This is a genomic window from Occallatibacter gabretensis (assembly GCF_001449115.1).
In the GTDB taxonomy this organism is placed as follows: domain Bacteria; phylum Acidobacteriota; class Terriglobia; order Terriglobales; family Acidobacteriaceae; genus Telmatobacter; species Telmatobacter gabretensis.
Genome location: NZ_LAIJ01000009.1, coordinates 1,832,253 through 1,855,829, shown reverse-complemented (window position 1 = coordinate 1,855,829; position 23,577 = coordinate 1,832,253). Strand labels below are relative to the sequence as shown.

General features: G+C 59.0%; 19 protein-coding genes and 1 tRNA gene. 7 read left to right on the top strand and 13 right to left on the bottom strand.

Going from position 1 to position 23,577, the window contains the following annotated elements:
* Positions 1–58: 58 nt before the first annotated feature.
* On the bottom strand, positions 59–1,531 hold the full coding sequence (locus VO84_RS14090; RefSeq protein WP_197414031.1) for a TolC family protein: 1,473 nt from the start codon (positions 1,529–1,531) through the stop codon (positions 59–61).
* Between the two features lie 85 nt (positions 1,532–1,616).
* On the opposite strand from VO84_RS14090, the gene VO84_RS14085 reads away from it, so the two are divergent.
* Positions 1,617–1,766 (top strand): hypothetical protein, encoded by a 150-nt coding sequence (locus tag VO84_RS14085; RefSeq protein ID WP_157439889.1) that lies wholly within the window; start codon positions 1,617–1,619, stop codon positions 1,764–1,766.
* A gap of 27 nt (positions 1,767–1,793) precedes the next feature.
* Positions 1,794–2,939: a glycoside hydrolase family 5 protein gene (locus VO84_RS14080; RefSeq protein WP_058188223.1), complete on the top strand. Its 1,146-nt coding sequence runs from the start codon at positions 1,794–1,796 to the stop codon at positions 2,937–2,939.
* Positions 2,940–3,004: 65 nt separating this feature from the next.
* Here the strand turns inward: VO84_RS14080 and VO84_RS14075 are convergent, their stop codons facing one another.
* Positions 3,005–5,215 carry an elongation factor G gene (locus tag VO84_RS14075; RefSeq protein WP_058188222.1) on the bottom strand — a complete coding sequence of 737 codons (2,211 nt, stop codon included), beginning with the start codon at positions 5,213–5,215 and terminating at the stop codon, positions 3,005–3,007.
* 352 nt (positions 5,216–5,567) lie between these two features.
* On the opposite strand from VO84_RS14075, the gene VO84_RS14065 reads away from it, so the two are divergent.
* On the top strand, positions 5,568–6,923 hold the full coding sequence (locus VO84_RS14065) for an MFS transporter (RefSeq protein ID WP_331458426.1): 1,356 nt from the start codon (positions 5,568–5,570) through the stop codon (positions 6,921–6,923).
* Here the strand turns inward: VO84_RS14065 and purF are convergent.
* Together purF and purL are read right to left on the bottom strand one after the other, a co-directional pair.
* A complete protein-coding gene (gene purF / locus VO84_RS14060) occupies positions 6,920–8,431 on the bottom strand; it encodes an amidophosphoribosyltransferase (RefSeq protein ID WP_082661978.1) in 1,512 nt (503 codons plus the stop codon). The genes VO84_RS14065 and purF overlap by 4 nt on opposite strands.
* On the bottom strand, positions 8,428–10,878 hold the full coding sequence (gene purL / locus VO84_RS14055; protein ID WP_058188220.1) for a phosphoribosylformylglycinamidine synthase subunit PurL: 2,451 nt from the start codon (positions 10,876–10,878) through the stop codon (positions 8,428–8,430). Before purL ends, purF begins: the two co-directional genes overlap by 4 nt.
* A gap of 159 nt (positions 10,879–11,037) precedes the next feature.
* Between purL and VO84_RS14050 the strand changes: the two genes are divergently transcribed.
* A tRNA-Leu gene (locus VO84_RS14050) sits at positions 11,038–11,124 on the top strand.
* Positions 11,125–11,133: 9 nt separating this feature from the next.
* Here VO84_RS14050 and VO84_RS14045 read toward each other — a convergent pair.
* From VO84_RS14045 to VO84_RS14005, 9 genes are all read right to left on the bottom strand, one after another.
* The gene (locus VO84_RS14045) at positions 11,134–11,562 is read right to left on the bottom strand and encodes a DUF1801 domain-containing protein (RefSeq protein WP_058188219.1); all 429 of its coding nucleotides are present in this window, start codon (positions 11,560–11,562) and stop codon (positions 11,134–11,136) included.
* A gap of 26 nt (positions 11,563–11,588) precedes the next feature.
* On the bottom strand, positions 11,589–11,978 hold the full coding sequence (locus VO84_RS14040; protein ID WP_058188218.1) for a DoxX family protein: 390 nt from the start codon (positions 11,976–11,978) through the stop codon (positions 11,589–11,591).
* Between the two features lie 15 nt (positions 11,979–11,993).
* Complete coding sequence (locus tag VO84_RS14035; RefSeq protein ID WP_058188217.1) at positions 11,994–12,542, bottom strand: SRPBCC family protein; 549 nt, start codon at positions 12,540–12,542, stop codon at positions 11,994–11,996.
* Positions 12,543–12,546: 4 nt separating this feature from the next.
* Positions 12,547–12,948 (bottom strand): VOC family protein, encoded by a 402-nt coding sequence (locus VO84_RS14030; protein WP_231737934.1) that lies wholly within the window; start codon positions 12,946–12,948, stop codon positions 12,547–12,549.
* A 36-nt stretch (positions 12,949–12,984) separates the two neighbouring features.
* Complete coding sequence (locus tag VO84_RS14025; protein ID WP_058188215.1) at positions 12,985–13,359, bottom strand: ArsR/SmtB family transcription factor; 375 nt, start codon at positions 13,357–13,359, stop codon at positions 12,985–12,987.
* 114 nt (positions 13,360–13,473) lie between these two features.
* Positions 13,474–14,241, bottom strand: a complete 768-nt coding sequence (locus tag VO84_RS14020) for a hypothetical protein (RefSeq protein ID WP_157439888.1) — start codon at positions 14,239–14,241, stop codon at positions 13,474–13,476.
* 84 nt (positions 14,242–14,325) lie between these two features.
* A complete protein-coding gene (locus VO84_RS14015) occupies positions 14,326–16,500 on the bottom strand; it encodes a S9 family peptidase (protein ID WP_058188213.1) in 2,175 nt (724 codons plus the stop codon).
* A 727-nt stretch (positions 16,501–17,227) separates the two neighbouring features.
* Positions 17,228–17,863, bottom strand: coding sequence for a translation initiation factor IF-3 (infC, locus tag VO84_RS14010; RefSeq protein WP_082661976.1), 636 nt, complete (start codon positions 17,861–17,863; stop codon positions 17,228–17,230).
* Positions 17,864–17,907: 44 nt separating this feature from the next.
* Positions 17,908–19,353, bottom strand: a complete 1,446-nt coding sequence (locus tag VO84_RS14005) for a MiaB/RimO family radical SAM methylthiotransferase (protein ID WP_058188212.1) — start codon at positions 19,351–19,353, stop codon at positions 17,908–17,910.
* A 43-nt stretch (positions 19,354–19,396) separates the two neighbouring features.
* Here VO84_RS14005 and VO84_RS14000 point away from each other — a divergent pair, with 43 nt between their 5' ends.
* The 3 genes from VO84_RS14000 (at position 19,397) to VO84_RS13990 (ending at position 23,574) form a co-directional block, all read left to right on the top strand.
* On the top strand, positions 19,397–20,632 hold the full coding sequence (locus VO84_RS14000; protein ID WP_197414030.1) for an MFS transporter: 1,236 nt from the start codon (positions 19,397–19,399) through the stop codon (positions 20,630–20,632).
* A gap of 154 nt (positions 20,633–20,786) precedes the next feature.
* Complete coding sequence (locus VO84_RS13995; RefSeq protein WP_058188211.1) at positions 20,787–22,064, top strand: ankyrin repeat domain-containing protein; 1,278 nt, start codon at positions 20,787–20,789, stop codon at positions 22,062–22,064.
* Positions 22,065–22,113: 49 nt separating this feature from the next.
* Positions 22,114–23,574, top strand: a complete 1,461-nt coding sequence (locus VO84_RS13990) for an alpha/beta hydrolase (RefSeq protein WP_082661975.1) — start codon at positions 22,114–22,116, stop codon at positions 23,572–23,574.
* Positions 23,575–23,577 lie beyond the last annotated feature (3 nt).

Sequence of the window (23,577 nt, the reverse complement as noted above, 5' to 3'; positions counted from 1 at the left end):
ATACCAGCTTACAAGGTGGGAGTAAAGGTGCGATTAACGACCAGATTTGCGGTCCGGATCAACGTCCCAGATAATCGCGGTACTGCTGCTCCAGTATGCCGGCAGAGCGCGCCAGGATCAGCTTGGAGATGTTGAACTGATAAAGGCTTTCGACGTAGTTATTCTGGGCGGTGGCAAGCGATGCCTGCGCGTCCACGAGCGGCAGAGTGTCGTCCACGCCCGCGTTGACACGATCTGTCTCGTCACTCAGTGCGCGCGTGGCGAGTTCAACGTTGGACTGGGCTACATCGACGAGCTTCTTGTTTGCTGCCACGTCAAGCAGCGCTGTGCGCACCTGCTGATCGATCTTGACGCGGAGATCGCTGAGCTGCGCCTCCGCCGAGTCAGACTGCGCCTGCGACGCATCGATATTGCCACGCAGACTCGCCTCACGGAAGATGGGGAACTTCAGTTCTCCGGTGGCCGCAAAATTGCCGTGCGAGCCGATGCTGGTTACTTCTGTGACGCCATAGTAGCCATTGAAGCTGAGCGTGGGCAGGCGCTGCGCACGGTATGCCTGATGGACGGCCTTCAGCTCCTGGACCTGGTTCTGCATGTTCTGATAATCCTGGCGGTTCTTGTAGGCGATGGCGCGGACTTCTTCCGGCGTTTGTACGGCGAGTTCGCTATACGGCGCACGGTCTATGAGAACGATCTTCTGGCCGGGATCGAGGCCGATCTCACGCTTGAGCAGGATCAGATCCTTCTGAAATGTATTTTCGGCCTGAATGCGCGCCTGCTGCTCGGTCTGGTACTGCACTCGGGCGCGGAGCTCGTCGAGATTGGCGGCGGTACCAGCCAAGTGTGCCTCATGTGCGTTGTTGAACGCGACGCGGTCCGCCTCTTCAAGAGCACGTGCGTTTTCCACGGCGCTGGCTGCAGAAATGGCGCGGAGATAGACCGAAGCTACCTGCTGGACAACTTCGCCGCGGGCAGACATTTTGGCGAAATATGCGGCTCGCATTCCCGCACCCGCGGCCTTATAGCCTGCAATAACGGGGCCGGAGAAGAGTGTCTGCTCGTATTTGAGCTGCCCTTCGGTGACTTCAGCGCGGGTGATGAACGACAGGCCAGCGATATTTGTGCCGGGCGGCAGAATGGGCAGGATTTTCTGGACGAGGCCCGGACCGAAACCCAGCGCCGCCAGGTTGTACATGTGATAGCCGGCATCGCCAACGAGGGATATCGTCGGCAAAAACTGCTGTACGGCCTGGTTGTACTGCCCGCGCAGATTCTTCTCGGAGTACTCAGCTTGTTTGAGGCCCAGATTCGTGTCCAGACCGCGCCGAACGGCATCATCCAGCGAGAGCTTCAGCTCCTCGTCCGTCACTGGCTGTACGGTTACGCTGCCGTAAAAGGAGTTCGCGGCGGAAGAGTAATTGGAGTCAGAAGATGGGTTTACCTGCGCGCGGAGAGTCGGCACGACGCGTACAGCCGCAAATATCACGGCGATTGCCGCCAGTTTAGCGGCAGAATTAGAAGTTCTGCTCACAATCATCATTTTCTCAGATGATTTTGGAGCGACCGGAGATTCGGCGGAGGTGGAAAAATCCGTCTATCTGATGAAGAGAATTACCGTGCGTAGCCAAAACGGCTACATAGAGGCAGGAGAAGCGCAAAATCACCTCGGCGCGCCCTTCGACAATCCAGCCAGCATGGCGATAGGATGGAGCAACTCTCGTCGCATCCTCAGCAATGCAACATACTGGGCTCATCACTTCCATTAGGAGCCTGTTAGAAGGAACTCCAACATCATGAAGCTATTTTCCTCAGTCACCTTCAGCCTCGTTTTTCTTTTGGGTCTTACCGGGCAGACGCAAACCGCAGCGCAGGCGCCGGCCGCTGCTACAGGTCCAACTGGTCAGACTGCTCCAGCCGCTCCCGCACCTGGCAAACCCCACGACTGGTGGCACCAGGCCTACTTTACGCGTCCGCTCAACAGCCCGGACGGCAAAAAGCTCCCGCTCATTTCGGTCAGCGGCAATCGCTTCGTCGATCCCACCGGCAAGCCCATGCTCTTCCGCGGGGTCAACATCGCTGATCCCGACAAGATAGAAAGCCAAGGCCACTGGAGCAAGGATTTCTTCGTCAAGGTCAAGGACACTGGAGCCAACGTTGTTCGTATCCCCGTGCATCCTATCGCGTGGCGCGGACGCGGCGTGAAAGGCTACCTCGCGCTCCTTGATCAGGCCGTCCAGTGGTCGACCGACCTCGGCCTCTACGTCGATATCGACTGGCACTCGATCGGCAACCTCAAGGAAGGGCTTTTTCAAGACCCGATGTACGAAACCAGCCTGCCCGAGACGCTCAACTTCTGGCGTACCATAGCGGCCCACTTCAATGGTAATCACACCGTGGCCTTCTTTGAGCTCTTCAATGAGCCCACCAACTTCCGCGGCCGCCTCGGCACAATCACCTGGGATCAGTGGCGCGATATTAACGAGGAGATGATTGCCCTCATCCGCGCTTATGACAAGGAAACTATCCCACTAGTCGCCGGGCTCGACTGGGCCTACGACCTGGCACCGCTGCGCGACAGCCCCGTCCACGCCACGAACATCGGCTATGTTACCCACCCCTACGCCAACAAGCGCCCGCAGCCCTGGCCAGGAAAGTGGGAAGAAGACTTCGGCTTTGCTGCTTCCACCTATCCCGTCATCGCCACCGAGATCGGCTTCAGCACCCGCTTTGGCCCTGCAGGCGAGGGCCTCGCATACGGCTCCGCCATCACCGGCTATCTCGAATCGCGGAATATCAGTTGGGTCGTCTGGTGCTTTGATCCCGAATGGGGCCCCACCATGCTTAGCTCCTGGGACACCATGGACCTCACTGACGCCGGCAAATTCTTTGTCGATGCCATGCACAAAGAAGCTGCGGCTGCACCGCCAGCGGTGAGGTAAGCTCTGCAGGGGCTTGGCTGGTATTGCTCTGTTAGAGCACAGCCGCAATTCCTCCGACGGGGGATCTATTCTTCCTCTTCCTCTACCGGCTGCTTGGCACTGGCCAGGATTTTGTCAGCGACTAACTGGGGAACAATGTCGTAGTGGTCCATCTCCATGCGGTAGGTGCCCTTGCCCTGGGTCATGGAGGTGAGATGGATGCCGTAGGCGAGCATTTCAGCCATTGGGACTTCGGCATTGATGATTGTGGCCTTTCCGCGCGCTTCCATGCCCTGCACGCGGCCACGGCGGCTGTTCAGGTCGCCCATCAGAGCGCCGGCAAACTGATCCGGAGCTTCAATCTCCACCTTCATGACAGGCTCAAGCAGGCAGGGCTTTGCCTGTTCCATACACTTGCGGAAGGCGATGCGGCCGGCCATTTTGAAGGAAAGTTCGTTTGAATCGACATCGTGATAGCTGCCGTCATAGACGGTGGCTTTGAAGTCGACGACCGGATAACCGGCGAGCCAGCCGCGCGAGGCGGATTCGACAATTCCCTTCTCCACTGCCGGGACGAACTGCCGCGGAATGGAGCCGCCGAAGATTTCGCTCGAAAACTGGAAGCCTGACCCGCGAGGCAGCGGCTCGATGCGAATTTTGCAGTCGCCGAATTGCCCGTGTCCCCCGCTTTGCTTCTTGTGGCGGCCCTGCGCTTCGGTCTTCCCGCGGATGGTCTCGCGGTACGGCACCTTGGGAGCTTTTAGTGTGACCGCGGCGTGATAGCGCTTGTGAAGGCGGGAGACGATGGCCTCAATATGCGGCTGACCTGCCCCGGCGATCAGGAACTCATTTGTCTGGGGATCGCGGTAGAAGCGAATGAGTAGATCTTCTTCCATGAGCTTGTGAATCGCGGGTGCGAGCTTGTCCTCGTCGGCGCGCGACTTAGGCTCGATAGCGTAGGTCATTGCCGGCTCAGGGAACGGGTAGAGGTCTACCTGAATCTCTGCGCCCTTCTGGCCGAGCATGTCACCGGTGAGTGTGTCGCGCAGCTTGGCCACTGCGCCCAAATCCCCTGCGTGCAACTCCTTCACCTCCACGGACTTGCGCCCCTGCATCACGCTGAGGTGCGAGAGACGCTCCTGCCCGCGGCGGGTGTAGTTCTCGAGCGTGGCATCGTTTTTGACCACGCCGCTGATGACTTTGAAGAAGCTGATTCGGCCGGCAAAGGGATCGCTCATGGTCTTGTAGACAACCAGCGACGTGGGCTCTGAGTCGGCAACGAGGCGAAAGCCGATTCCGCCCAGTGCTGCTTCACCCAGGCCCGAGCTCTGACCGCCGTCTCCGTTGCCGTGGCCATTGGTCGCAACTGCCACACCATCGCCTCCACTAACCTGAACAGCGGCAAAAGCCGCCGGCGCGTGAACTGCAAACGGCGCGCGCTCAATGGGCGCGGGAGCATAGACCTTCAGGAAATCCAGCAGATGATCAGTAGCTACGTTTGTCTCTCCACTGACAAAGAGCACGGGGAAGATGCGGTCCTCGCGGATGGCCTCATGGAGAGCGGAAATCAGGTGCTGCTCGGGAATGGTGCCCTGGGCAAAGAACTCCTCCATGAGCTCGTCCTTGCCCTCGGCCACGAGCTCTACCAGCGCCTCGTGCGCGGCCTTGGCGGACGCAAACAAAGAGGCTGGTATCTCGCCAATCTTGCCCTGGCCATCGCCATTCGGCGTGTAGTAAAAGGCCTCCATCGTGACCAGATCTACCACTCCGTGGAAGCCTTTTCCGTCGGAAATGGGCAGTTGCACCGGAACGCAGGTGCGGCCCCAGCGCTCATGCAAATCTTCAATGAGCGAGGCGAGACCACCGTTGCCGCCGGCTTTGGGATGATCCATCTGATTGATGACCACGATGCGTGGGATGTTCGCTTCCTCGGCGTACTTCCATACGCGTTCCGTGACTGCTTCAACGCCGTTTTGCGCGTTGACGATAACTGCGGCGGATTCAACGGGAAGCAACGCGGCGCGGGCTTCATGGCAAAAGATATGGAAGCCGGGCGTGTCGACGAGGTTGATCTTGACGCCTTGCCACTCGGCAAAGGCCACGGCGTTCTGCATCGTGGTGCAGCGGGCGACGTCTTCCTCGTCGTAGGCTGTGACGGCAGTACCGTTCTGAACGCGGCCCTGCGTAGGCGTCATGTGCGCGGCGTGGAGCAGCGCTGAGACCAGCGTGGTCTTGCCACTGTGCGAATGTCCTACTACGGCGACATTGCGGACTTCACTTCCCGGATAGGTTTTCATGGCTGGTTTCCCTCGAAGGTGGGAGATGGAATGGACGAGCAAACTGGAGGCTAGGGCGGAGGCGCAGGGAAATCAGCAGGGCGTCCGTTGGGGCGTCCGGCTGGCCGAGTTGGACAACTCGGGATCCGGCTTTGGGGTCTGCCTCATCCATGCGAAGAGACTCCGGGGCGCAGAAATTACGTCTGTTTAGAGAGACGCATCCGGCGCGGCTTGATTAGGTACCGGATGCTATCACAAGGGGAGGGGTTAGCCGTCAAGTGTTTTTATCACCGATGCATTCCCCGCTCTGTGGTACAGTCGGCTCATCCCACGCCGTTCTCCGCAGTCTTACTTCCAGCCATGAGGTGAGCACCTGGATCCTTCTGACGATTCCGGAGTTGCCGCATCCGCGCAGCGCAAGGCTTCATTACGGATCATTCCGCTGCTCGGCATTGGATACTGCCTGGCGTACATGGATCGCGTCAATATCAGTTTTGCTTCACTCAGCATGAACCGCGACCTGGGCCTGAGCGCAACGGTGTACGGGCTTGGCGCAGGCTTGTTCTTCGTTGGCTATGCGCTCTGCGAGGTGCCATCCAATCTGCTGCTGATGCGCTTTGGAGCCAAGCGGTGGCTGGCACGCATCATGTTCACCTGGGGCCTGTTGGCTATGGCGATGATGTTCGTGCGGACGCCACTTGAGTTTTACATTCTGCGCTTTCTGCTCGGCATGGCGGAGGCAGGCTTTTTTCCAGGTGTGATTTACTACCTGACGCTTTGGTTCCCGGTCCGGATGCGGGCTCGGGCGGTAAGCCGGTTTTATATCGCTTTGCCGCTGAGCTCGACGGTGATGGGATCGCTGGCTGGATGGCTGTTGGGCATGAACGGCAAGTTCGGACTGACGGGATGGCAGTGGCTCTTCCTGCTGGAAGGTATTCCGCCCGTCCTCTTCAGCTTTGTGCTGCTGCGGACGCTGCCCGACGGCCCGGAAAAAGCACGTTGGCTGACACCGGATGAAAAAGCAGCGATGGGCCGCGTGCTGGCCGCGGATGGAGCGCAGGCTCATCTTGGCCACGACTCAGGAATTCTCCGCACGCTGCTTTATCCCAAGGTGTGGATGATGGGCCTGTTCATGTTTTTCCTGCTCACATGCAGCTACGGGTTTAGCTTTTCCGCTCCGGCTATTCTGCAGGGCGCCACGGGTTGGAGCGTGGCCACGGTGGGCTACGTGATAGCGATCTTCGGCGTTGCGGGGGCAGTGGGAATGCTGATAGGCGCGGCCAGCTCAGATCGGGCCGGCGAGCGCACCTTTCATACGATTGTTCCCGCGCTCGGCATGAGCGTTGGATACCTCATTGCGAGCTATGGACACGGCGTCTGGACCATGGTTCTGCCATTGGGTCTGAGCTTCCTTTTGTATAACGCGATTCAAGGACCGTCGCTTGCTATCCCCATGCAGTTTCTGAGTGGCCGCGCAGCGGCTGCGGGAATTGCCGCCATGAATACCATTACGATGTTCAGCGGCCTGGTGGCTCCATACTGGATGGGCCTGATGAAAGATAAGACCGGCGATTATCGCGTTGGGCTGCGTGGGCTGGTTCTAAGCAGCCTGTGCGCGGCAGGGATGATGTGTCTGCTTTCGTGGAGTTTGCGGCGCACGAAAATGCTGAAGGCACGTGCGGTTGATGCGTCCAGCATGGATGGCGTAAAAATCGACCTGAAGGCTTAAACGCTTGCCGTGGCGGGTAGAATCTCATCCACATCTACCCATTGGGTTGGATATTCTCCCGTGTAGCAGGCTACGCAATAGCCGGTTCCTTGGCCGCCGTCACAGCATTTGAGCATGCCGTCGAGAGAGAGATAGGAAAGCGAGTCCGCCTCAATGTATTGGCGAATCTCCTCGACGGATTGATTGGCGGCGATCAGGTCGCGCTTGCTCGGTGTGTCCACACCATAGAAACACGGCGAGATGGTGGGCGGACAGCTGATGCGCAGATGTACTTCCGTCGCGCCGGCCCCACGCACCATGCGGACGATTTTGCGTGAAGTGGTGCCGCGAATGATGGAGTCATCGATGAGGATGACGCGCTTGCCTTCGAGAAGATTGCGGACCGGATTGAGCTTGAGCTTGACGCCGAAGTCACGGACGCGCTGCTCCGGCTCAATGAAGGTTCGACCAACATAATGGTTGCGAATGAGGCCAAAACGGAACGGGATGCCGCTTTCTTCAGCGTAGCCCAGGGCCGCGGTGACGCCAGAGTCCGGTACCGGGACAATGAGATCCGCTGGGACGCCGGATTCGCGTGCTAGCTGGCGGCCCATCTGGTCGCGGCTTTCCTGCACCCAGCGGCCGTAGATTTTGGAATCGGGGCGAGCGAAGTACACGTGCTCAAAGACGCAGCTCGATTGCGGCACGCCGCTGGCAAACTGCCGGCTGGTGACGCCATCCTGCGTGACCATGACCAGTTCGCCGGGGAGCACGTCGCGCTCATACTCGGCGCGAAGAAGATCGAAGGCGCAGGTTTCAGAGGCGAAGACGATGGTGTCCGGTCCGTCTGTGTTGCGAATGCGTCCCATCGACAGCGGACGGAAGCCGCGCGGATCGCGGGCGGCGAAGACACGGTCGCGGGTCATCATGACGATTGAGAATGCGCCTTCGACCTGTGCGAGCGAGTCGGCGATGGCATCCACCAGTGTGCCGGCTTTGGAGTGCGCGATGAGCTGGACGATGATTTCGGAGTCAGAGGTCGTCTGAAAGAGTGCTCCGTCGCGCTCAAGCTTGGTGCGCAGATTGCCGAGGTTGATCAGGTTGCCGTTATGCGCGATGGCGATGAGACCCTTGGTGGATTCGACGCGGATGGGCTGCGCATTCAGCAGGGCCGAGTCACCGGTGGTGGAGTAGCGCGTGTGACCGATTGCCATGGAGCCGGGCAGCTTACGCAGTACATCATCGGTGAATATCTCCGAGATGAGGCCCATGCCCTTGATGTTTGCGAGTTGATGGCCATCCGCTGTGGCGATGCCACCCGACTCCTGCCCACGATGCTGCAACGCGTAAAGCGCAAGGTATGCCTGCCGCGCCGCGTCTGGGTGGCCGTGGATGGCGCATACGCCGCATTCTTCACGCAGCTTGGGATCTTCGTCTGTTAAGCGCGTATCGTGAGCCGTGCATAGTTCGGCTTCCGCGAAGGAAGTGTCTTCCACGCCCGGAACGCCCTGATACATCAACCGGCTCATGCCAAGACCTCACGGTGGAGTGCGGCTTCAAGAGATTCCGCCCAAGGCTCGCGGAGTTCGGCAAGTGAAGCGGAGATAAATGGCTCGTGGTTCACGCTGATCTCCAGGTTGCCGCCGCCTGTGACGCCAATGCGCGCAGCGATAAAGCCGTACTCATCGGCGAGCTTTTCAATCTCGTCAACATCCGCGGACTTTGCTGTCAGTATCACGGTTGAAGCTGGCTCAGCAAAGAGTCCAAAGAGTGGATGAATTAGCAGCGATTCATCTTGATCAATTTTTGCGCCGATGCCGCTACGAATCGCGGACTCTGCAAGCGCGATGGCGATGCCGCCGTCTGAGATGTCTTTGGCAGAGTGCACCAACTCACGCTCGGCGACTGCCCTAAGCAATGTATGTAAGTCGGCTTCGGCTTCGAGGTCGAGCGACGGCGGGGTACCCCAGACTCCGCCGAGAACGACCTTGGCGTATTCCGAGCTACCAAAGGCTGCAAGCTCTGCGGTGGCCGTCGCTTCGGGATCTTCGGAGTCGGCATCGGCTACAACTTCCGCCTCTGCTTCCACGACTGGATAGCGCATAGGCTCTGGCGTAAACGGCACCTTCAGGTCGGGATTTGGTTCTTCGCCGCGGGGCACCGGCCAAAGCAGAATAATGGCGTCATCTGCCTGCTGAAAATCCGCTGGAACGGCTTTGGTCACATCGTCCAGTATGCCGACGATGCCGAGAACCGGCGTGGGATAAATTCCTTCGCCGCGGGTCTCGTTGTAAAGCGAGACATTGCCGCCGGTGATGGGCGTGCCTAGCGCCGTGCAGGCCTCAGCTATGCCGTCAATGGCTGCGGAAAGCTGCGCCATGATCTCGGGCTTTTCTGGGTTGCCGAAGTTGAGGCAGTTGGTGGCGGCCACGGGTTCCGCGCCTGTCAGCGCGACTTTGCGGGCGGATTCCGCCACTGCATGCATTGCGCCTAATTTTGGGTCCAGATAACACCAGCGCCCGTTGCCGTCGAGAGCCATGGCAAGGCCGCGCTCGTGACCTGGCGTGCCGGTGCCCTTGATGCGCATGACGCCTGCTTCGCCACCCGGGCCTTGAACAGTGTTGGTCTGCACCATGGTGTCGTACTGCTCGTGCACCCAGCGCTTGGAGCTGATATTTGCGCTGCCCAGCAGCTTCATGAGATCGGCGGTGTAGTCGCGGTCCTTGGTGAGCTCTTCCTGCGCGTGCACGGGAGGCTCGGCAGGCAGAGGCGTCTTCCACGTGCCAACGGGACGATGATAAAGCGGCGCATCATCGGTCAACGACTCATTGGGGATGTCTGCGACCAGCACGCCATGATGCCGGATGCGCAGCCGTGACTCCGGCTTGACCGTACCGACGACGACTGCATCCAGGCCCCACTTGGCAAACACCTTCAGGACTTCGTCTTCGCGGCCCTTTTCGGCAACGAGCAGCATGCGCTCCTGACTTTCAGAAAGCATGATCTCGTAGGAGGTCATGCCGGTTTCGCGCTGCGGAACGAAATCGAGTTCGACGTCGAGGCCCACGCCGCCACGCGCGCCCATCTCACAAGTTGAACAGGTGAGACCAGCCGCGCCCATGTCCTGAATGCCTACGATTGCGCCGGTTTTCATGGCTTCGAGACAGGCTTCGAGGAGCAGTTTCTCCATGAAGGGATCGCCTACTTGCACATTGGGCCGCTTTTGCTCAGAGCCTTCCTTGAATTCCTCGCTGGCCATAGTGGCACCGTGGATACCGTCGCGACCAGTTTTTGCGCCTACATAAATCACGGGGTTACCGGTACCGCTGGCCTTGCCGTAGAAGATCTCGTCTTGACGGACCAGGCCGAGAGCAAAGGCATTCACAAGCGGATTTCCGCTGTAACAGGCCTCAAACTTAGTTTCGCCGCCGAGGTTGGGCACGCCAAAACAGTTGCCGTAGCTGGCGATGCCTTCGACGACACCTTCCACGATGGAATGGTTTTTGCGAATAAGCTCCGGTTCGATCGCTGCATCGGAATCGATTGGGCCGAAGCGCAGAGAATCCATGACTGCCAGCGGCCGTGCGCCCATGGTGAAAATGTCGCGCAGAATGCCGCCTACGCCGGTTGCGGCGCCCTGATGCGGCTCAATATAGCTGGGGTGGTTATGGCTTTCGATCTTAAAGGCGCAAGCCCATCCGTCCCCTACGTCGATAATGCCGGCATTCTCGCCCGGCCCCTGGACGACCCGGTCGCTCTTTGTGGGCAAGCGGCGCAGATGTACCTTGGAAGATTTGTATGAGCAGTGCTCACTCCACATCACGCTGTAAATGCCAAGCTCTGTGAGGGAGGGAACGCGTCCGAGTGCCTTAAGGATGCGGTCATACTCTTCCGGAGTAATGCTGTGCTGGGTCAACAGCTCCGGGGTCACCGCAACGGGCTCGGGAGGTACAACAGCAGAGGGGATAGGATTCATCGCTCTGATCCCATTGTCGCATGATATTCACAATTCCCGCGCAGGCCGTGTCATGTACGCGTTTGTAGGAAGCAGGGACAGGAACTAAGGACGCTGTAGCAGGTCAAGTTACGCCTGTGCGATACTTTAATCTGCCCATCCAAATTGCCGCCAAGGCAGGCCGGGATGGCGGAACTGGCAGACGCAGCGGACTCAAAATCCGCCGACCGCAAGGTCGTGGGGGTTCGACCCCCCCTCCCGGCACCAAAAAGTCAATCAGTCAAATCTGCTTGCTATCGTCCGAGAGGGTTTCGTTTTGTTTTTGCTTGCCAGATTCAGCGCGATTGCGGCATGGATCAGGTTCTTCAGGGCTGTCTCATCGATCTTGTCGCCTTCGTGGATGTCGATGGCGCGCCGGACGTTTCCGTCGAGGCTGGAGTTGAAGAGACCTTTGGGGTCTGGCAACGCAGCTCCTTTAGCGAATGTCAGCTTGACGGCGTTCTTGTAGGTTTCACCGGTGCAGACGATGCCGGCATGGGAAAAGACGGGCGTTCCGCGCCACTTCCACTCTTCTACGATCTCAGGGTCTGCTCTGTGGATGATTGAACGTACTTTCGCGAGTGTCTTGCCGCGCCAGTCGCCGAGTTCATTGATCTTTGCGTCGATGAGTGCGGAAGCCGATTCCGCCGGAATAGGTGTTTTCATAAACGGCTCCAATTTTCGCAACCTATTTAGATGTGCTCATGTGGCTCTGCGGCCTCGATACGCAGCCTAAGAACATATGAGATCGCGAGGAGGACAAAGGCGACAAGAGCCCAGAGCCACTGGGCGGGGCCTTGGCCTACGGAAAGGTGAGCGATGAACGCGGAGATACAGACGATGCCAAATCCCGCATAGGCCCACTCTTTAACGCGGGCGGGGACGGGAAAGAGCAGTGCGGCAATGCCGAGGAATTTGGCCCAGGAGAGTTCGATGCGGAAGTAGCCGGGGAAGCCCAGCTGCCTGAAAGCCTCTGCTACTTGCGGGAGTTTTAATTGCGCGAAGGCGGTGAAGGCCATCCACAGGCAGAAGAGGCCGGTGACGATCCAGAAAGAGATTTTGGGCGGCTTGGATGGGGACATAAGAACTGCCTTTCTTCAGGATTTTGTGGCTGGTGGCTGCCAGTTGGGCGTCTCCACACCTAATTGCTCGGCGTATTCGATGTTCAATCGCTGCCACTCGAATTTCATGGCGTCGGCTCCTACAATGCGTCCGACTGGATTCCCTGAGAGGGATCGATCCATCACATCGAGGCAGATGTGCCAACCTGCTGCGCCCCATGCGATGAAGTGGCGATCGATGCTGTGCCATAGCGTCAGGCGTGTGCCGCCTGCAAGCGGCTCCAGTTCCCATCGCATGTCGTTATACTCCAGCACTCGGGGAGCGTCAGCGCGCACCACCTTTGTTTCGGTGACCCGCGTTGTTGTCACCCAGCTAAGCTTCACCGGGCTTCCAGCCGTGCCGAGGTTCCCATCCGCTTCGAAGGGCGCCCACTCGCGCAGATGCGCTGGATCTGTGAGCGCCTGCCAGACGTTTTCCGGTGAGTGATGCAGTTCTCTCACCAGGACAAGGGTCCATTTCTCGCCGTCCTTTTGTACCTGCGCACCGTGCGCCGGACCTGGCGTATATGGAGTGCGATCGGTCATGGCTTCATCCCTGCCAGCTTGCCAGTTGTGTGACCTGAATGAGATTACCGCAGGTGTCGTTCAGCATGGCGATCTTGGCATACTTCACATCCGTTGGCGGCATGGTGAACTCTGCGCCACTGGCTTTCATGCGCGCGTGGTCAGCCTCGATGTCGCTAGTAAAGAAATTGGCCGCAGGCTGCCCCTGCTGAAAGATGGCATCCTGATAAGTCTTTGCTGCCGGATTGTTGTTCAGTGCTAGCTGCAGTTCCGTGCCCTCCGGTTCTTCTGCTGAGGCCACTGTGAGCCAGCGAAACGGACCTTGGCTGAAGTCTGCTTTCTTCACGAAGCCCAACACTTCGGTATAGAAGCGGAGTGCCTTCTCCTGATCATCTACAAATACGCTCGTCAATTTGATCTTCATCATTTTTCCTCGCATCGTCAGATCGCGGGCAACGCCGCGTCACTTCTTCTTTTTCGTGGGTACAGCTTTCTTTTGTGTCGCCTGCTTCAATCGGCTCTGCTCCATGCGGTCCAGATGGCGCTCGAGCGCATCCACATACGGCGTCCAGAATTGGCGATATTCCTCGATCCAGTGGGAGGCACTCTTCAACGGCGAGGCGTCGAGCCGACAGGGCCGCCACTGCGCCTCGCGCCCACGTGCGATGAGCCCGGCGCGCTCAAGCACTTTCAGGTGCTTTGAGACCGCAGGCATCGACATCTCGAAGGGCGCGGCCAGTTCAGTCACAGAAGCCTCGCCCATTGCAAGGCGGGCAAGAATGGCGCGCCGGGTGGGGTCGGCGAGCGCTGCAAAAGTCAAACTGAGCCGATCATGCATTTTAATAAACCAATCGATTAAATAACCGATTGGTTAAATGTACGGCGCGGCCAATTTTCTGTCAAACAAATTCTTCATGAAACGGAGATTGAGGCTGGCGGGCCTCTGCGCTGGTTACTTTTTCAGGTCATTGCAAGCGGAACGTAGCGTAAATTCGAGGGACTCCCGCGGAACGCTTTCGACAAAGGGCTTGATCGCCCAAGCGAGCCCTGTTGGGATCGACCGCGTCAGTGAGACGCTTTCAATCTGCATATAGAGCCCGCCGTCACCCTCTTCGTAGCTCCAGTAGGTATTCAGTCGCCACAGGAATCCATGTTCCTCATCATCGCTGAGTGCGCGTTCCTTGCTCGTTCCAGCGGAGCCGATCTCCGCAACTCGCGTGCTTCGCGAAGAGCTGTAACCGTGCTGAGCGTCAAGGCGGGCGAAGACGACGTCATAGTTCATGTCCATGACCACGGTGAGGACATGCTTCTGACGAACCCGCATCGATGCGTCGATGTGGTCCACTCCGTTGTCGTTGCGTTCGCTGAGCACCTTTGCCTGCAGCACGTCCGGCGAAAAGTGCTGCGGATACGTGTTGAAGTTTTTCATCAGCCGCTCAAAGTCTGCGACCTGTGCGTTTGGGACAAATGCCGTGCCACGCCAGTGGTGCAGCATGGCGCCGGGCAGATTGGTGTTCGAGCCGGCGTTGAGATTTTCGCTGACCAGTTCTCCGCCACGCAGGCGATCCCGAGCCGAATCGAGGCCAGCGAGAAAGCCTGTTGGTGATTGATGCTGATGCGCGAGTCGCGCTTCTACTTTCTCCAGATAGGCATCGAAGCCGGCATTTGCTGCGGGCTGAGGAGCGTCTGCAGCCCGAGCGCGGCTACATGGGACCGACAAGAGAAGAACGAACCCCAGAACGAGCCAGGATTTTGTCAAAGATATATGCCCCCGGACAGCTACTTCATAGGACGGATTTTTGCGCTATTGGTTTCCTGTCACGCCAAAGGCTTTGTTGAGGAACTCGACGATGCGCTGGCGGCCATCGTAGCCGTGCCAGGGTTCAGGCGAGGGGCTGCCGAAGATTCCCTGCGCCAGAGGGCCGTGGTTTTCGCGGGGATAGGTGACCAGCTCGACCGGAACGCCCTCTTGCCGCAGGGCGCGGTACATCTCCTGCGCCTGGCCGACCGGGTCGGTGGTGTCGCTCTGGCCTTGAATCAAGAGAAAGGGTGTTTTGGCCTTGGCCGCGCCGGAGAGCGGACTCTGCCGCCAGGCGTCTTCCATGTGCTCCCATGGCTTGCCGTAATACCAGCGGTCGTACCACGAGCCGCCTTCTGTGCCGTACTCGCTGAACTGATCGATAACCGGCGCGCCTGAGATGATGGCCTTGAAGCGGTCGGTTTTGCCCTCGACAAAGCCAGCCATTTCACCGCCATAGCTGTAGCCCATCAAAGCCATTTTGGTGGAATCGAGCGGATATTTCGAGAGAACATAGTCCACGCCGGCCATGATGTCCTGGTAGTCGCCGCCGCCCAGGTCATTCTTATTGGCCGCGCCAAAAGCGACTCCGTAATTCGACGAGCCGCGTGGATTGGGCCGCAGAATCGCCCAGCCGTGGCCCAGCAGGAAGTCGGCAAAGACATCATGGCGGTTCACAAAGGCTCCAAAAGGGCCACCGTGCACGTCGACGATGAGAGGAACTTTGCCGGATTGAGCCTGCGGAGGCAGGTAGAGCAATCCTTCGACGATGAACTTGCCGCTCTTCCAACTCACCAACTCGGGCTCCACGGCCTTCAGATCCGCCGATCCCATCTCCGGCACAGGCAACAGGGTGCACGCGTCGCCCAGTTTGATGGCGAAGCATAGCTTGGCGGGTTGTGCGCCGCTCGACGCCGTCCATAGCCAGCCGGTTTGCTTGCGGTTGGTGGTAAGGCCGCTGATGGCAGGTGCTCCCAGGTCGATGGGCACGGGCTTGCCCGTGCCATCGAGCGCAACGCGGAGGACTGCGGTGCGCGTGCCGATGCCCGCGGCGGCGATCAGCATGTTGGGCTGGCCAGCGGGAAAGTAAAGCGTGCCGGCATTTACCTGCCCGGCAAAACCGGAGGTCAGGCTGACGGGCTTTTCCGCACTGAGCGAGGGCAGGACGAACAGCTCGTCATAGCCCGGAGGCGCATCTTCCGGAGTGAGCGCGGCAAAGACAATTTTGCTGCCGTCGGCCGACCATGCTCCGCCGCCCGCCGTGGTCGGAATCGCCTTCAACTGTTCGGGCTTGTCCAGAGCCGACGCATCGACCACCCACGCCTTGCTTGCAGGGCCCAAGTCGGAGAGGTCATTTGGAGGCCCGGTGAACACCAACAGCTTGTCCGAGACCGGCGACCAGACGGCTCCGTGCACTTCGGGCGCAATGGCTACGACCTTCAGGCCGCCGTCGAGCGAGCCGTCCGCCTTGATAGCCGCCAGATAGAGGCGCGTGCCGTGCGTTTCGTGGTTGACCCAGTCGGCATCGGCTTTGGCATCGATTCCTTTCTTTTCGCCGGACGTCTGCGGGTCGTGAGCGGTTATGGCCAGCCATTTGCCGTCCTCAGAGATGGAATAGTTGCCAACGTCCATGGGCAGCGACTCGTCTTTTTTGTCCTTTTTGTCGTCGGACTCGTCTTTCTTCTCGTCTTTCTTTTCGTCTTTCTTTTTGTCCGCACCCGGCGGGGGAATGAAGTTCTTCTCCTTCGACTCATCGACCGGAGGCACAATCTTCAGATCGTAAGGCGAAGCCTCGCCGCCGCGCAGATCGAGACGAAAAAGCTGCGTGTGCTCGCCGCGCCGGGCGAGGAAGAAGATGGCCTTGCCGTCGGGTGACCATTGTGCGCCGCGCTCGCCACGCTTGTCTGCCGGAGGGCCAAAGGTGAGCTGACGAAGCGTGTCAGCTCCGCCGGAAGTGGAGACCACCCATAGATGGCTTGCCGCGCCGTCAGCGGTCGAATTGGTCACGGTGAACAACACCTGAGAACCATCAGGCGAGAGCTGCGGCGCGCCAAAGGCTTTCAGATGGCGCAGATCGTCCGTGGTGGGAAAGCGCGGCGAATCGGCTGCATGGAGAGCAACGCCGAAAGACAAAAAAAGGGCGAGCGACAACTGCAAGCGGGAAGGCAGGTTGCGTGGCATGGCAATAAGCATACACGGGGGGAAATGTGGGCCAGCTAAGGAAAGTGGGGCCAGGGCCTGCGATTTCCAGCGTCTCAACTTTAAATCATAAAATGTTGATAATAATATATTTATGTCTTATTTTCAGGGGTTACTGACTTGTAAACATTTGTTTAAACTGGTTACCTTTTTTTAAAAAATAGAATTTTTTCCTTTTTTTTCCAAGCCATGTCCCAATTAAGGCCCGGGCTGAGGCTCCTTATTTTTGTTTACGACTGTTTCAGGGGCTGAAAACCTGCTCCTTTGCCTTGAGTTTTCTGGTTTTGCACACATTCTGGTGCAAGGGGGATGGGGGAGGGGTACCGTACCGTCCCTAAATTCGACGGCCCGAATCCGCAGGATCTCCGCGGATTCGGGCCGTCTTTCTGCTGCTGATTATGAGTGTGGCACAAATGCCCTTAATTGCATGCAAATTATCTGAAGGGGCGGCACGGTACGAAGGGGTATTGGACCTTGGTAATGGGGAGAAGACAGGGACTACCGGGACTGAAAGACAAAAGCAGGTCCTTCGACTCACCACCCCCAGACTGAAGAAAACGTCTGGAGCCCCATTCCCACCCCACGGACGAAGACCTATCCGTGGGGACCCCGGTTCGCTCAGGATGACACTTTACACTTTTGCTATGTCCCGTAACGAAACACAAAAGCCGCCCTTTTCAGGCGGCTTTTGCAATGGTTATCAGGCTTTCTACTGGGCGACTGGTGTGGCGGCAACTGGCTGCGCGGGTGCTACGAGCTTAGGCTTGGGCGGCTCAGCCTTTTTGCTGGGCGCGAGGATGGCGTGCAGAATGGTGCCTTCCATGCGCGGCATGAACTCGACAACGCCAACCTCGCCTATGTCCTGAATGAGGCGGTTGATGATGTTGTACCCCAAGTCGCGGTGAGCCATCTGGCGACCACGGAAGCGGAGGCTGGCCTTGACCTTGTCTCCACCATTGAGGAATTTGACGGCCTGGTTCTTCTTGGTCTGGTAGTCGTGTTCGTCAACAGTGACAGAAAACTTGACCTCTTTGACGATAATGACTTTCTGCTTCTTGCGCGCGGCGCGGTCGCTCTTGTCCTTCTCGTAGAGAAAACGGCCATAGTCCTGAATGCGGCAGACGGGCGGTACGGCATTCGGCGAAACCTCGACCAGATCAAGCCCGCGCTCGCGAGCGATCTTCAGCGCCTCAAAAGGCGCCAGAATACCCATTTGTTCGCCATTTTCGTCGATGACGCGGATCTCGCGCGCGCGAATCCTGTCGTTGATGCGGATAAAGGACTTAGCTGCTCGTTTATCGAATGCGATGATGCTCCTCCATTGTCGTTCCCGCAGAGGATTCATTCCTCAGCAGCGGGAAACGCACCCTGAGTATAGCACTGGTTTGGTTACGAATGTGCATGCGGGCGGGGGAAAACGCGATCTACCACGGGGTGCTGGCTGACAAGGGTTGCGGCGAGAGTGAGATCGTCTGCGAGGGCTGTGATCCGGACGCTCACGAGGCTATTTGGGGCTGTGATGCTCCCATCCGCATTTCGGGTCTGGACGGGGAGGAAGTTCTGGGTGAGTGCAGCGGTACAGCCATCGCCAGCAAGGGAATCCGGCGTGTTTAGCGTGATGGCGTCCAGTGTGCGGCCGATCATGGATTGGCGGTGTGTGCGGGTCTTTTCACGAGCGAGAGTGCGGAGAGCGGTCATTCGTTCTGTGACAACGCGGGGCGGAACGGGCCACTGCCGGTGCAGCTCCCAGGCGCGCGTGCCGGGGCGCGGCGAGAAGGGGAAGAGATGCAGATAGCCGAAGGGCAGAGCTCGAATCAGCTCGTAGGTTTCAGTGAACTCGGCATCGGTTTCGCCGGGAAAGCCAGCCATGACGTCTGCGCCGAGAGTGAGCGTGTCTCCACAAGCTGCCGAGAGTGCTGCGGCCTTTTCAACGTAGTGCCAGGGGCGGTAGCGGCGGTGCATGCGGCGAAGTACGGCGTCCGATCCGGACTGTAGCGGCAGATGCGCGTGGCGGGCAAGGCGCGAGGGCGGGAAGTCGCGGAAGAGAGCGATGAGGTCGGCGTCCCAGTCCATGGGCTCAATGGAGCTGAGGCGCAAGCGAGGCAGCTTGGTCTCTGTGAGGATGGTGCGGATGAGAATGGCGAGCGTGGGTTTTGTGTCGAGATCGCGCGGCCAATCTCGACCCCAGCGGCCGAGGTTGATTCCTGAAAAGACAAGCTCATTACCGCCGGCTTCGACGAAGTTACGGACCTGGCGGAGGATGGATTCGGACGAGAGGCTGCGTGAGTTGCCGCGGGTTTGCGGAATGACGCAGAAGGTGCAGCGATTCGAGCAGCCTTCCTGAATCTTGAGATTGGGGCGGGTCTGAGCTCCGGGCAGGACCTGTGCTTCTTCCAGGAAAGAGTGGGCGAAGGCGTCGTCTGCCCAGATTGCCGCGCCGGAGCTTGTGAGAGCACTGATGGGCACGATCGTTGCGGCTGTATCCGCTTCGCCCGCAGCGAGGCGCATGGCGATTTGCGGCGCGAGAGCTTTGTGACTGTTGCCTACTACGGCGGAGACGCCTTCAAGGGCAGCAATCTCCTGCGGAGCGCGCTGGGCGTAGCAGCCGGTGACGAGGATGCGCGCGTCGGGGTTGAGGCGATGCGTGCGGCGGATGTAGGCGCGGGCTTCGCGGTCGGCTTCTGCTGTGACAGAGCAGGTGTTTACGATGACGACTTCGGCTTCCGGCGCTTCCCTGCCCTGAAGCCCTCCAGAGCGTAGGAGCGCGGAGAGCGCTTCGCCATCGGCGCGTGCGGCGCGGCAGCCGAAGTTTTCGATGTGGAAGCCGGAAGTCATCTCTTCTTCTAGTCTACGGTCAACTGAAGTTTTATACTGAGGCTTGACCACCCCCGTCTCCAATCTTTCAGCAGGCCGGCCTCCGCACACCAGCACGGAGCAGGTGGCGACTACGCTGCGGATTGTTGGCTACACCTCGTTTACGTTTGTGGTGTACCTGGCGATTGGGCTGCCGCTGGCGATTCTGCCTCCGCATGTGCATTTGCGAATGGGGTTTTCCGCGGCGTTCGCAGGGCTGGTGATTGGGATTCAATACATTGCCACGTTTATCAGCCGGCCATGGGCGGGGCATATCTCTGACCGCGCGGGCGCCAAGGTAGCGGTGCTGTGGGGTATGGCGATGTGCGCGGCGAGTGGTGCGCTGCTGCTGGGCGCCGATCTTTTAAGTAGAGACCTGCTGCATGTTTCGCCGTGGCTCAGTATGACGGCGCTGATTGCCAGCCGACTTGTGCTGGGTGTAGGCGAGAGCCTGGGGTCGACGGGTTCGACGCTGTGGGGCATCAGCGCGGTGGGGCATGAACATACGGCGCGCGTGATTGGGTTTAACGGCATCAGCACCTATGGAGCGATTGCGCTGGGCGCGCCGCTGGGAGTGATCCTGGAGGGGCGGTGGGGGTTTGGTTCCATCGGCGTGCTGACGATTGTGGTGTGCCTGGTGAGCCTGATTCTGGCGGCGGGCAAGCGGCCTATTCCAGTGGTGCATGGTGAGGCGCTGAGCTTTCGCAGCGTGCTGGGGCGCGTGGCTCCGCATGGGATGGCACTGGCGCTGGGCGGTGTTGGCTACTCCGTGCTGGCTACGTTTGTGACGCTGTTTTACGCGAGCCGCCATTGGGATGGCGCGGCACTTTGCCTGACGGCGTTTGGCGTGGCGTTTATTGCCGCGCGCATTCTTTTTATTCATGCGATACCGCGGTTTGGCGGGTTTCCGGTGGCGATTGTCTGCCTGAGCGTGGAGTCTGTGGGGACGCTGGTGATGTGGCAGGCTGATACTCCGTGGGTGGCGGCGGTGGCGGCGGCGCTTACCGGGTTTGGGTTCTCGCTGGTCTTTCCGGCGCTTGGCGTGGAGGCGGTGCAGAAGGTACCGGAGCAGAATCGCGGATCGGCGCTGGGCGTGTATACGGGCTTCTCGGATGTGTCGTTCTTTTTGGTGGGGCCGGCGGCGGGTGCGATTATTGGCGCGTTTGGCTATGCGAGCGCGTTTCTGTTTGCGCTGATCTGCGTGGTGGCGGCGCTGGGGATTGTGCTGGTGCTGCGCAGGCGGGATCAAGCTGTGGCGTAAACGCGGTTGGTGTACTCTGTTGGTGGCGCACAGGGCGCCGCCCGTCCGCGGACAGGACCGAGTCCACCTGTGAAATGCAAAATTCAAGGTTCTTTACGAATCTCCTTTTCGCCCCGGGCAGCGGACCACGGGCATAGACCAAAGGAGGTTTGTCATGGCGAAACGCCACTTCCCTGTTCGTCCTAATCTCATTCAACTGAAACACCAGGCCAAGGATTTTCTGCGTGCGCTGCATCGCGGAGAGGCTGAGGCTGTTGCGGATTTCGTTGAGAATCACCCGAAGGCGGTTGAGCTGGCTGCGACGAAATTGCCCGCGAAGCTTGCGGATGCGCAGCTGGCGCTGGCGCGGAGTTATGGGCTGCCAAGCTGGCCGCGGCTTGTGACTGCTTGCCAGATGACGGATGCGATCTGGCGCGGAGATGTGGAGGCGGTTCGCGCTTTGGTGCTGCGTTCTCCGGAACTGGTGGAGGAGGATGCGCGCGGCGTGAAGGGCAACTGGGGACCTCCGCTGTCTTACGCGGCGAATCTTGGGCAGGATGGTGTCATCGAGATGCTGCGTGGGTTGGGGGCTGCCGATCTGGAATTCGCGTTCGGGCGTGCGTGCCTGCAGGGACGGATTGAGACTGCGCGGAAGCTGCATGCGATGATGGGCGGGCCGATTCCGTCGAATGGAGCGCTGGATGGGGCAGCGTATACGCTCAGCGTTACCGGGACATCTCTGCTGCTGGAGCTTGGTGCGCGGGTGTATGACGAAAACGGCGGGCGGATTGCGCCGGTGGATGTGGTGCTCGGGACCGATAGCCGCAGGCCGGAGGACAAGCATCGCATCCTGGAGCTATATGCGGAGTATGGATTTGTGTTTCCGGATACGCTGACGATGGCGTTGCATCGGGGGCGGATCGATCTGCTGGAAGAGCATTTGAGACGCGAGCCGGAACTGCTAACGCGGACTTTTCGGTTTGACGAGATCTATCCGCCGGAGATGGGATGCCACGATGAGTTGCATGAGACGTATGGAACTCCGCTTGGCGGGACGACGCTGCTGCATATGTGTGCTGACTACGGTGAGTTGGAGATTGCGCGCTGGCTGCTGGAGCGCGGCATGAATCCGGATGCGCGAGCGGCGGTGGATGCAGATGGGTTTGGGGGGCATACGGCGCTGTTTTCGACCGTGGTTTCGCAGACGAACTTCTGGATGAACCATCATGGTGAAGCGCCGACTGCGCCTTTTACTCAATTGCTGCTGGAGTATGGGGCTGACCCGAATGTGCGGGCTTCGCTTCGGAAAGAGCTGCATCCGGGATACGAGATTCCGGGCATGCGGGTGTATCGGAATGTTACTCCGCGGGGTTGGGGCGAGCAATTTCACTTTCAGAAGCTGGTGAATCGGGCGGCTCTGGAGCTGATTGCTACGCATGGAGGGGTGGTTTAGATGCGAATGCTAGGATGGGTTCCTATCAAAATGCTCCCGAGAGGTGACTATGCCGCCACCGTATACCGTTCGTCCGGCAGGTAATTTCGCATGGTTGATGATTTCGGTTCCCGATTCAGTTCGCAAAGATATCGCCGAGATCATCAACGCGCTGAAGGCAGATGCGTATTTCGTTCCGAGCGAGACGGAGTATCGTGTCGAGCGATTGGGAGAACATACCGTTCAGTGCACGAAGATCGACGACTGGAAAGGCTTGTATCTGTACTGGGAGCTCGATTTTACTTCCGGGAAGGCTGACCAGCCTGTTGTTGTTTTGAGCATAAAACCTCCTATTACCGTGAGCTTGCCGATGGAGGCTGAGACACGGGATCTGCTGCCATACATAGCACCTACCGTGCAGCCCGGTGGCGCATGGCGAGGATCGACATCGCTGCCTATCCCTCCGATGGCTCCGGCGGCTTCGGCAGGGAGAAGAGATTCTTCGGATCACAAGCTGAACCGGGTGAGGGGTGGGTGGGATGCAGATGCAAATCTCTCGTATGTGAGGGTCTTCTATTCGACGGACCGGGAACAACTGACTCTGCCCGGTCTGCCGCCGGAGTATGGGCCAGGGCGATCGCAGGCTGGGGAGCTGCATTACGGAGAGTGCGAGATTTCCATTCCCAAGACGCATAAGCAGGGAAAGCTGGAGAGCCCGTCGATCATGCGGCTGGAATTCTCTCCCGATCCGCAGAAGCATATTGTGCTGGCTTCGATTGAATCGCTGGAGGAAGAGGCATTTCTCAAGACTGTCTCGGATGCGGTGGCAGCGTCAGCGACGCAGGAAGCGTTTGTGTTTGTGCATGGGTACAACGTGAAGTTTGAAGATGCTGCGCGAAGGACGGGGCAGATTGCCTTTGACCTGAACTTTGTGGGCGCGCCGATCTTCTATAGCTGGCCTTCGAATGGACGCGTGGAGGATTACACCTTTGACGAGACCAATGCGCAATGGTCGCAGGACCACTTCAAGCGGTTCCTGTGCCTGATGGCGCAGCATGTGGCGGCGACAAAGATTCATGTGATTGCGCACAGCATGGGCAACCGGGTCGTGTGCGGGGCGCTGAAGGAGTTGAGCCTGCAGGCGGATAATCCGGTTGCGCTGAGCCAGATTGTTCTGGCCGCGCCGGATATGGATGCGGATACCTTCAAAGAGCTGGCGGCAATGCTGGGGAGGCTCTCAAAGAATGTGACGCTGTACCAATCGTCAAAGGACAAGGCATTGATGGCTTCGAAGAAAATCCATGGAAATCCGCGGGCCGGCGAACCCGTTCTGGTGATCGCGGGAATGGATACGATTGACGCTTCATCTGTGGATACGGATTTTCTAGGGCACGGATACTTTGCCGATACGTGGGCACTGCTCTCGGATATCCATGCGCTGCTGGCGAATGCCGAGCCTGCGGCGCGGAGGGTTGGCATGGAGATACGGCAGACGGCTGCGGGTGTGTATTATGCGTTTCGGGGAGCGTGATTG

Excerpts from the sequence above, each read along its gene's own strand:
- VO84_RS14080 (WP_058188223.1), top strand. The coding sequence starts at position 1,794 with ATGAAGCTATTTTCCTCAGTCACCTTCAGCCTCGTTTTTCTTTTGGGT.
- VO84_RS14075 (WP_058188222.1), bottom strand. The coding sequence starts at position 5,215 with ATGAAAACCTATCCGGGAAGTGAAGTCCGCAATGTCGCCGTAGTAGGA.
- purF (WP_082661978.1), bottom strand. The coding sequence starts at position 8,431 with ATGAGCCGGTTGATGTATCAGGGCGTTCCGGGCGTGGAAGACACTTCC.
- purL (WP_058188220.1), bottom strand. The coding sequence starts at position 10,878 with ATGAATCCTATCCCCTCTGCTGTTGTACCTCCCGAGCCCGTTGCGGTG.
- VO84_RS14045 (WP_058188219.1), bottom strand. The coding sequence starts at position 11,562 with ATGAAAACACCTATTCCGGCGGAATCGGCTTCCGCACTCATCGACGCA.
- VO84_RS14040 (WP_058188218.1), bottom strand. The coding sequence starts at position 11,978 with ATGTCCCCATCCAAGCCGCCCAAAATCTCTTTCTGGATCGTCACCGGC.
- VO84_RS14035 (WP_058188217.1), bottom strand. The coding sequence starts at position 12,542 with ATGACCGATCGCACTCCATATACGCCAGGTCCGGCGCACGGTGCGCAG.
- VO84_RS14030 (WP_231737934.1), bottom strand. The coding sequence starts at position 12,948 with ATGATGAAGATCAAATTGACGAGCGTATTTGTAGATGATCAGGAGAAG.
- VO84_RS14025 (WP_058188215.1), bottom strand. The coding sequence starts at position 13,359 with ATGCATGATCGGCTCAGTTTGACTTTTGCAGCGCTCGCCGACCCCACC.
- VO84_RS14015 (WP_058188213.1), bottom strand. The coding sequence starts at position 16,500 with ATGCCACGCAACCTGCCTTCCCGCTTGCAGTTGTCGCTCGCCCTTTTT.
- infC (WP_082661976.1), bottom strand. The coding sequence starts at position 17,863 with ATGAATCCTCTGCGGGAACGACAATGGAGGAGCATCATCGCATTCGAT.
- VO84_RS14005 (WP_058188212.1), bottom strand. The coding sequence starts at position 19,353 with ATGACTTCCGGCTTCCACATCGAAAACTTCGGCTGCCGCGCCGCACGC.
- VO84_RS13995 (WP_058188211.1), top strand. The coding sequence starts at position 20,787 with ATGGCGAAACGCCACTTCCCTGTTCGTCCTAATCTCATTCAACTGAAA.
- VO84_RS13990 (WP_082661975.1), top strand. The coding sequence starts at position 22,114 with ATGCCGCCACCGTATACCGTTCGTCCGGCAGGTAATTTCGCATGGTTG.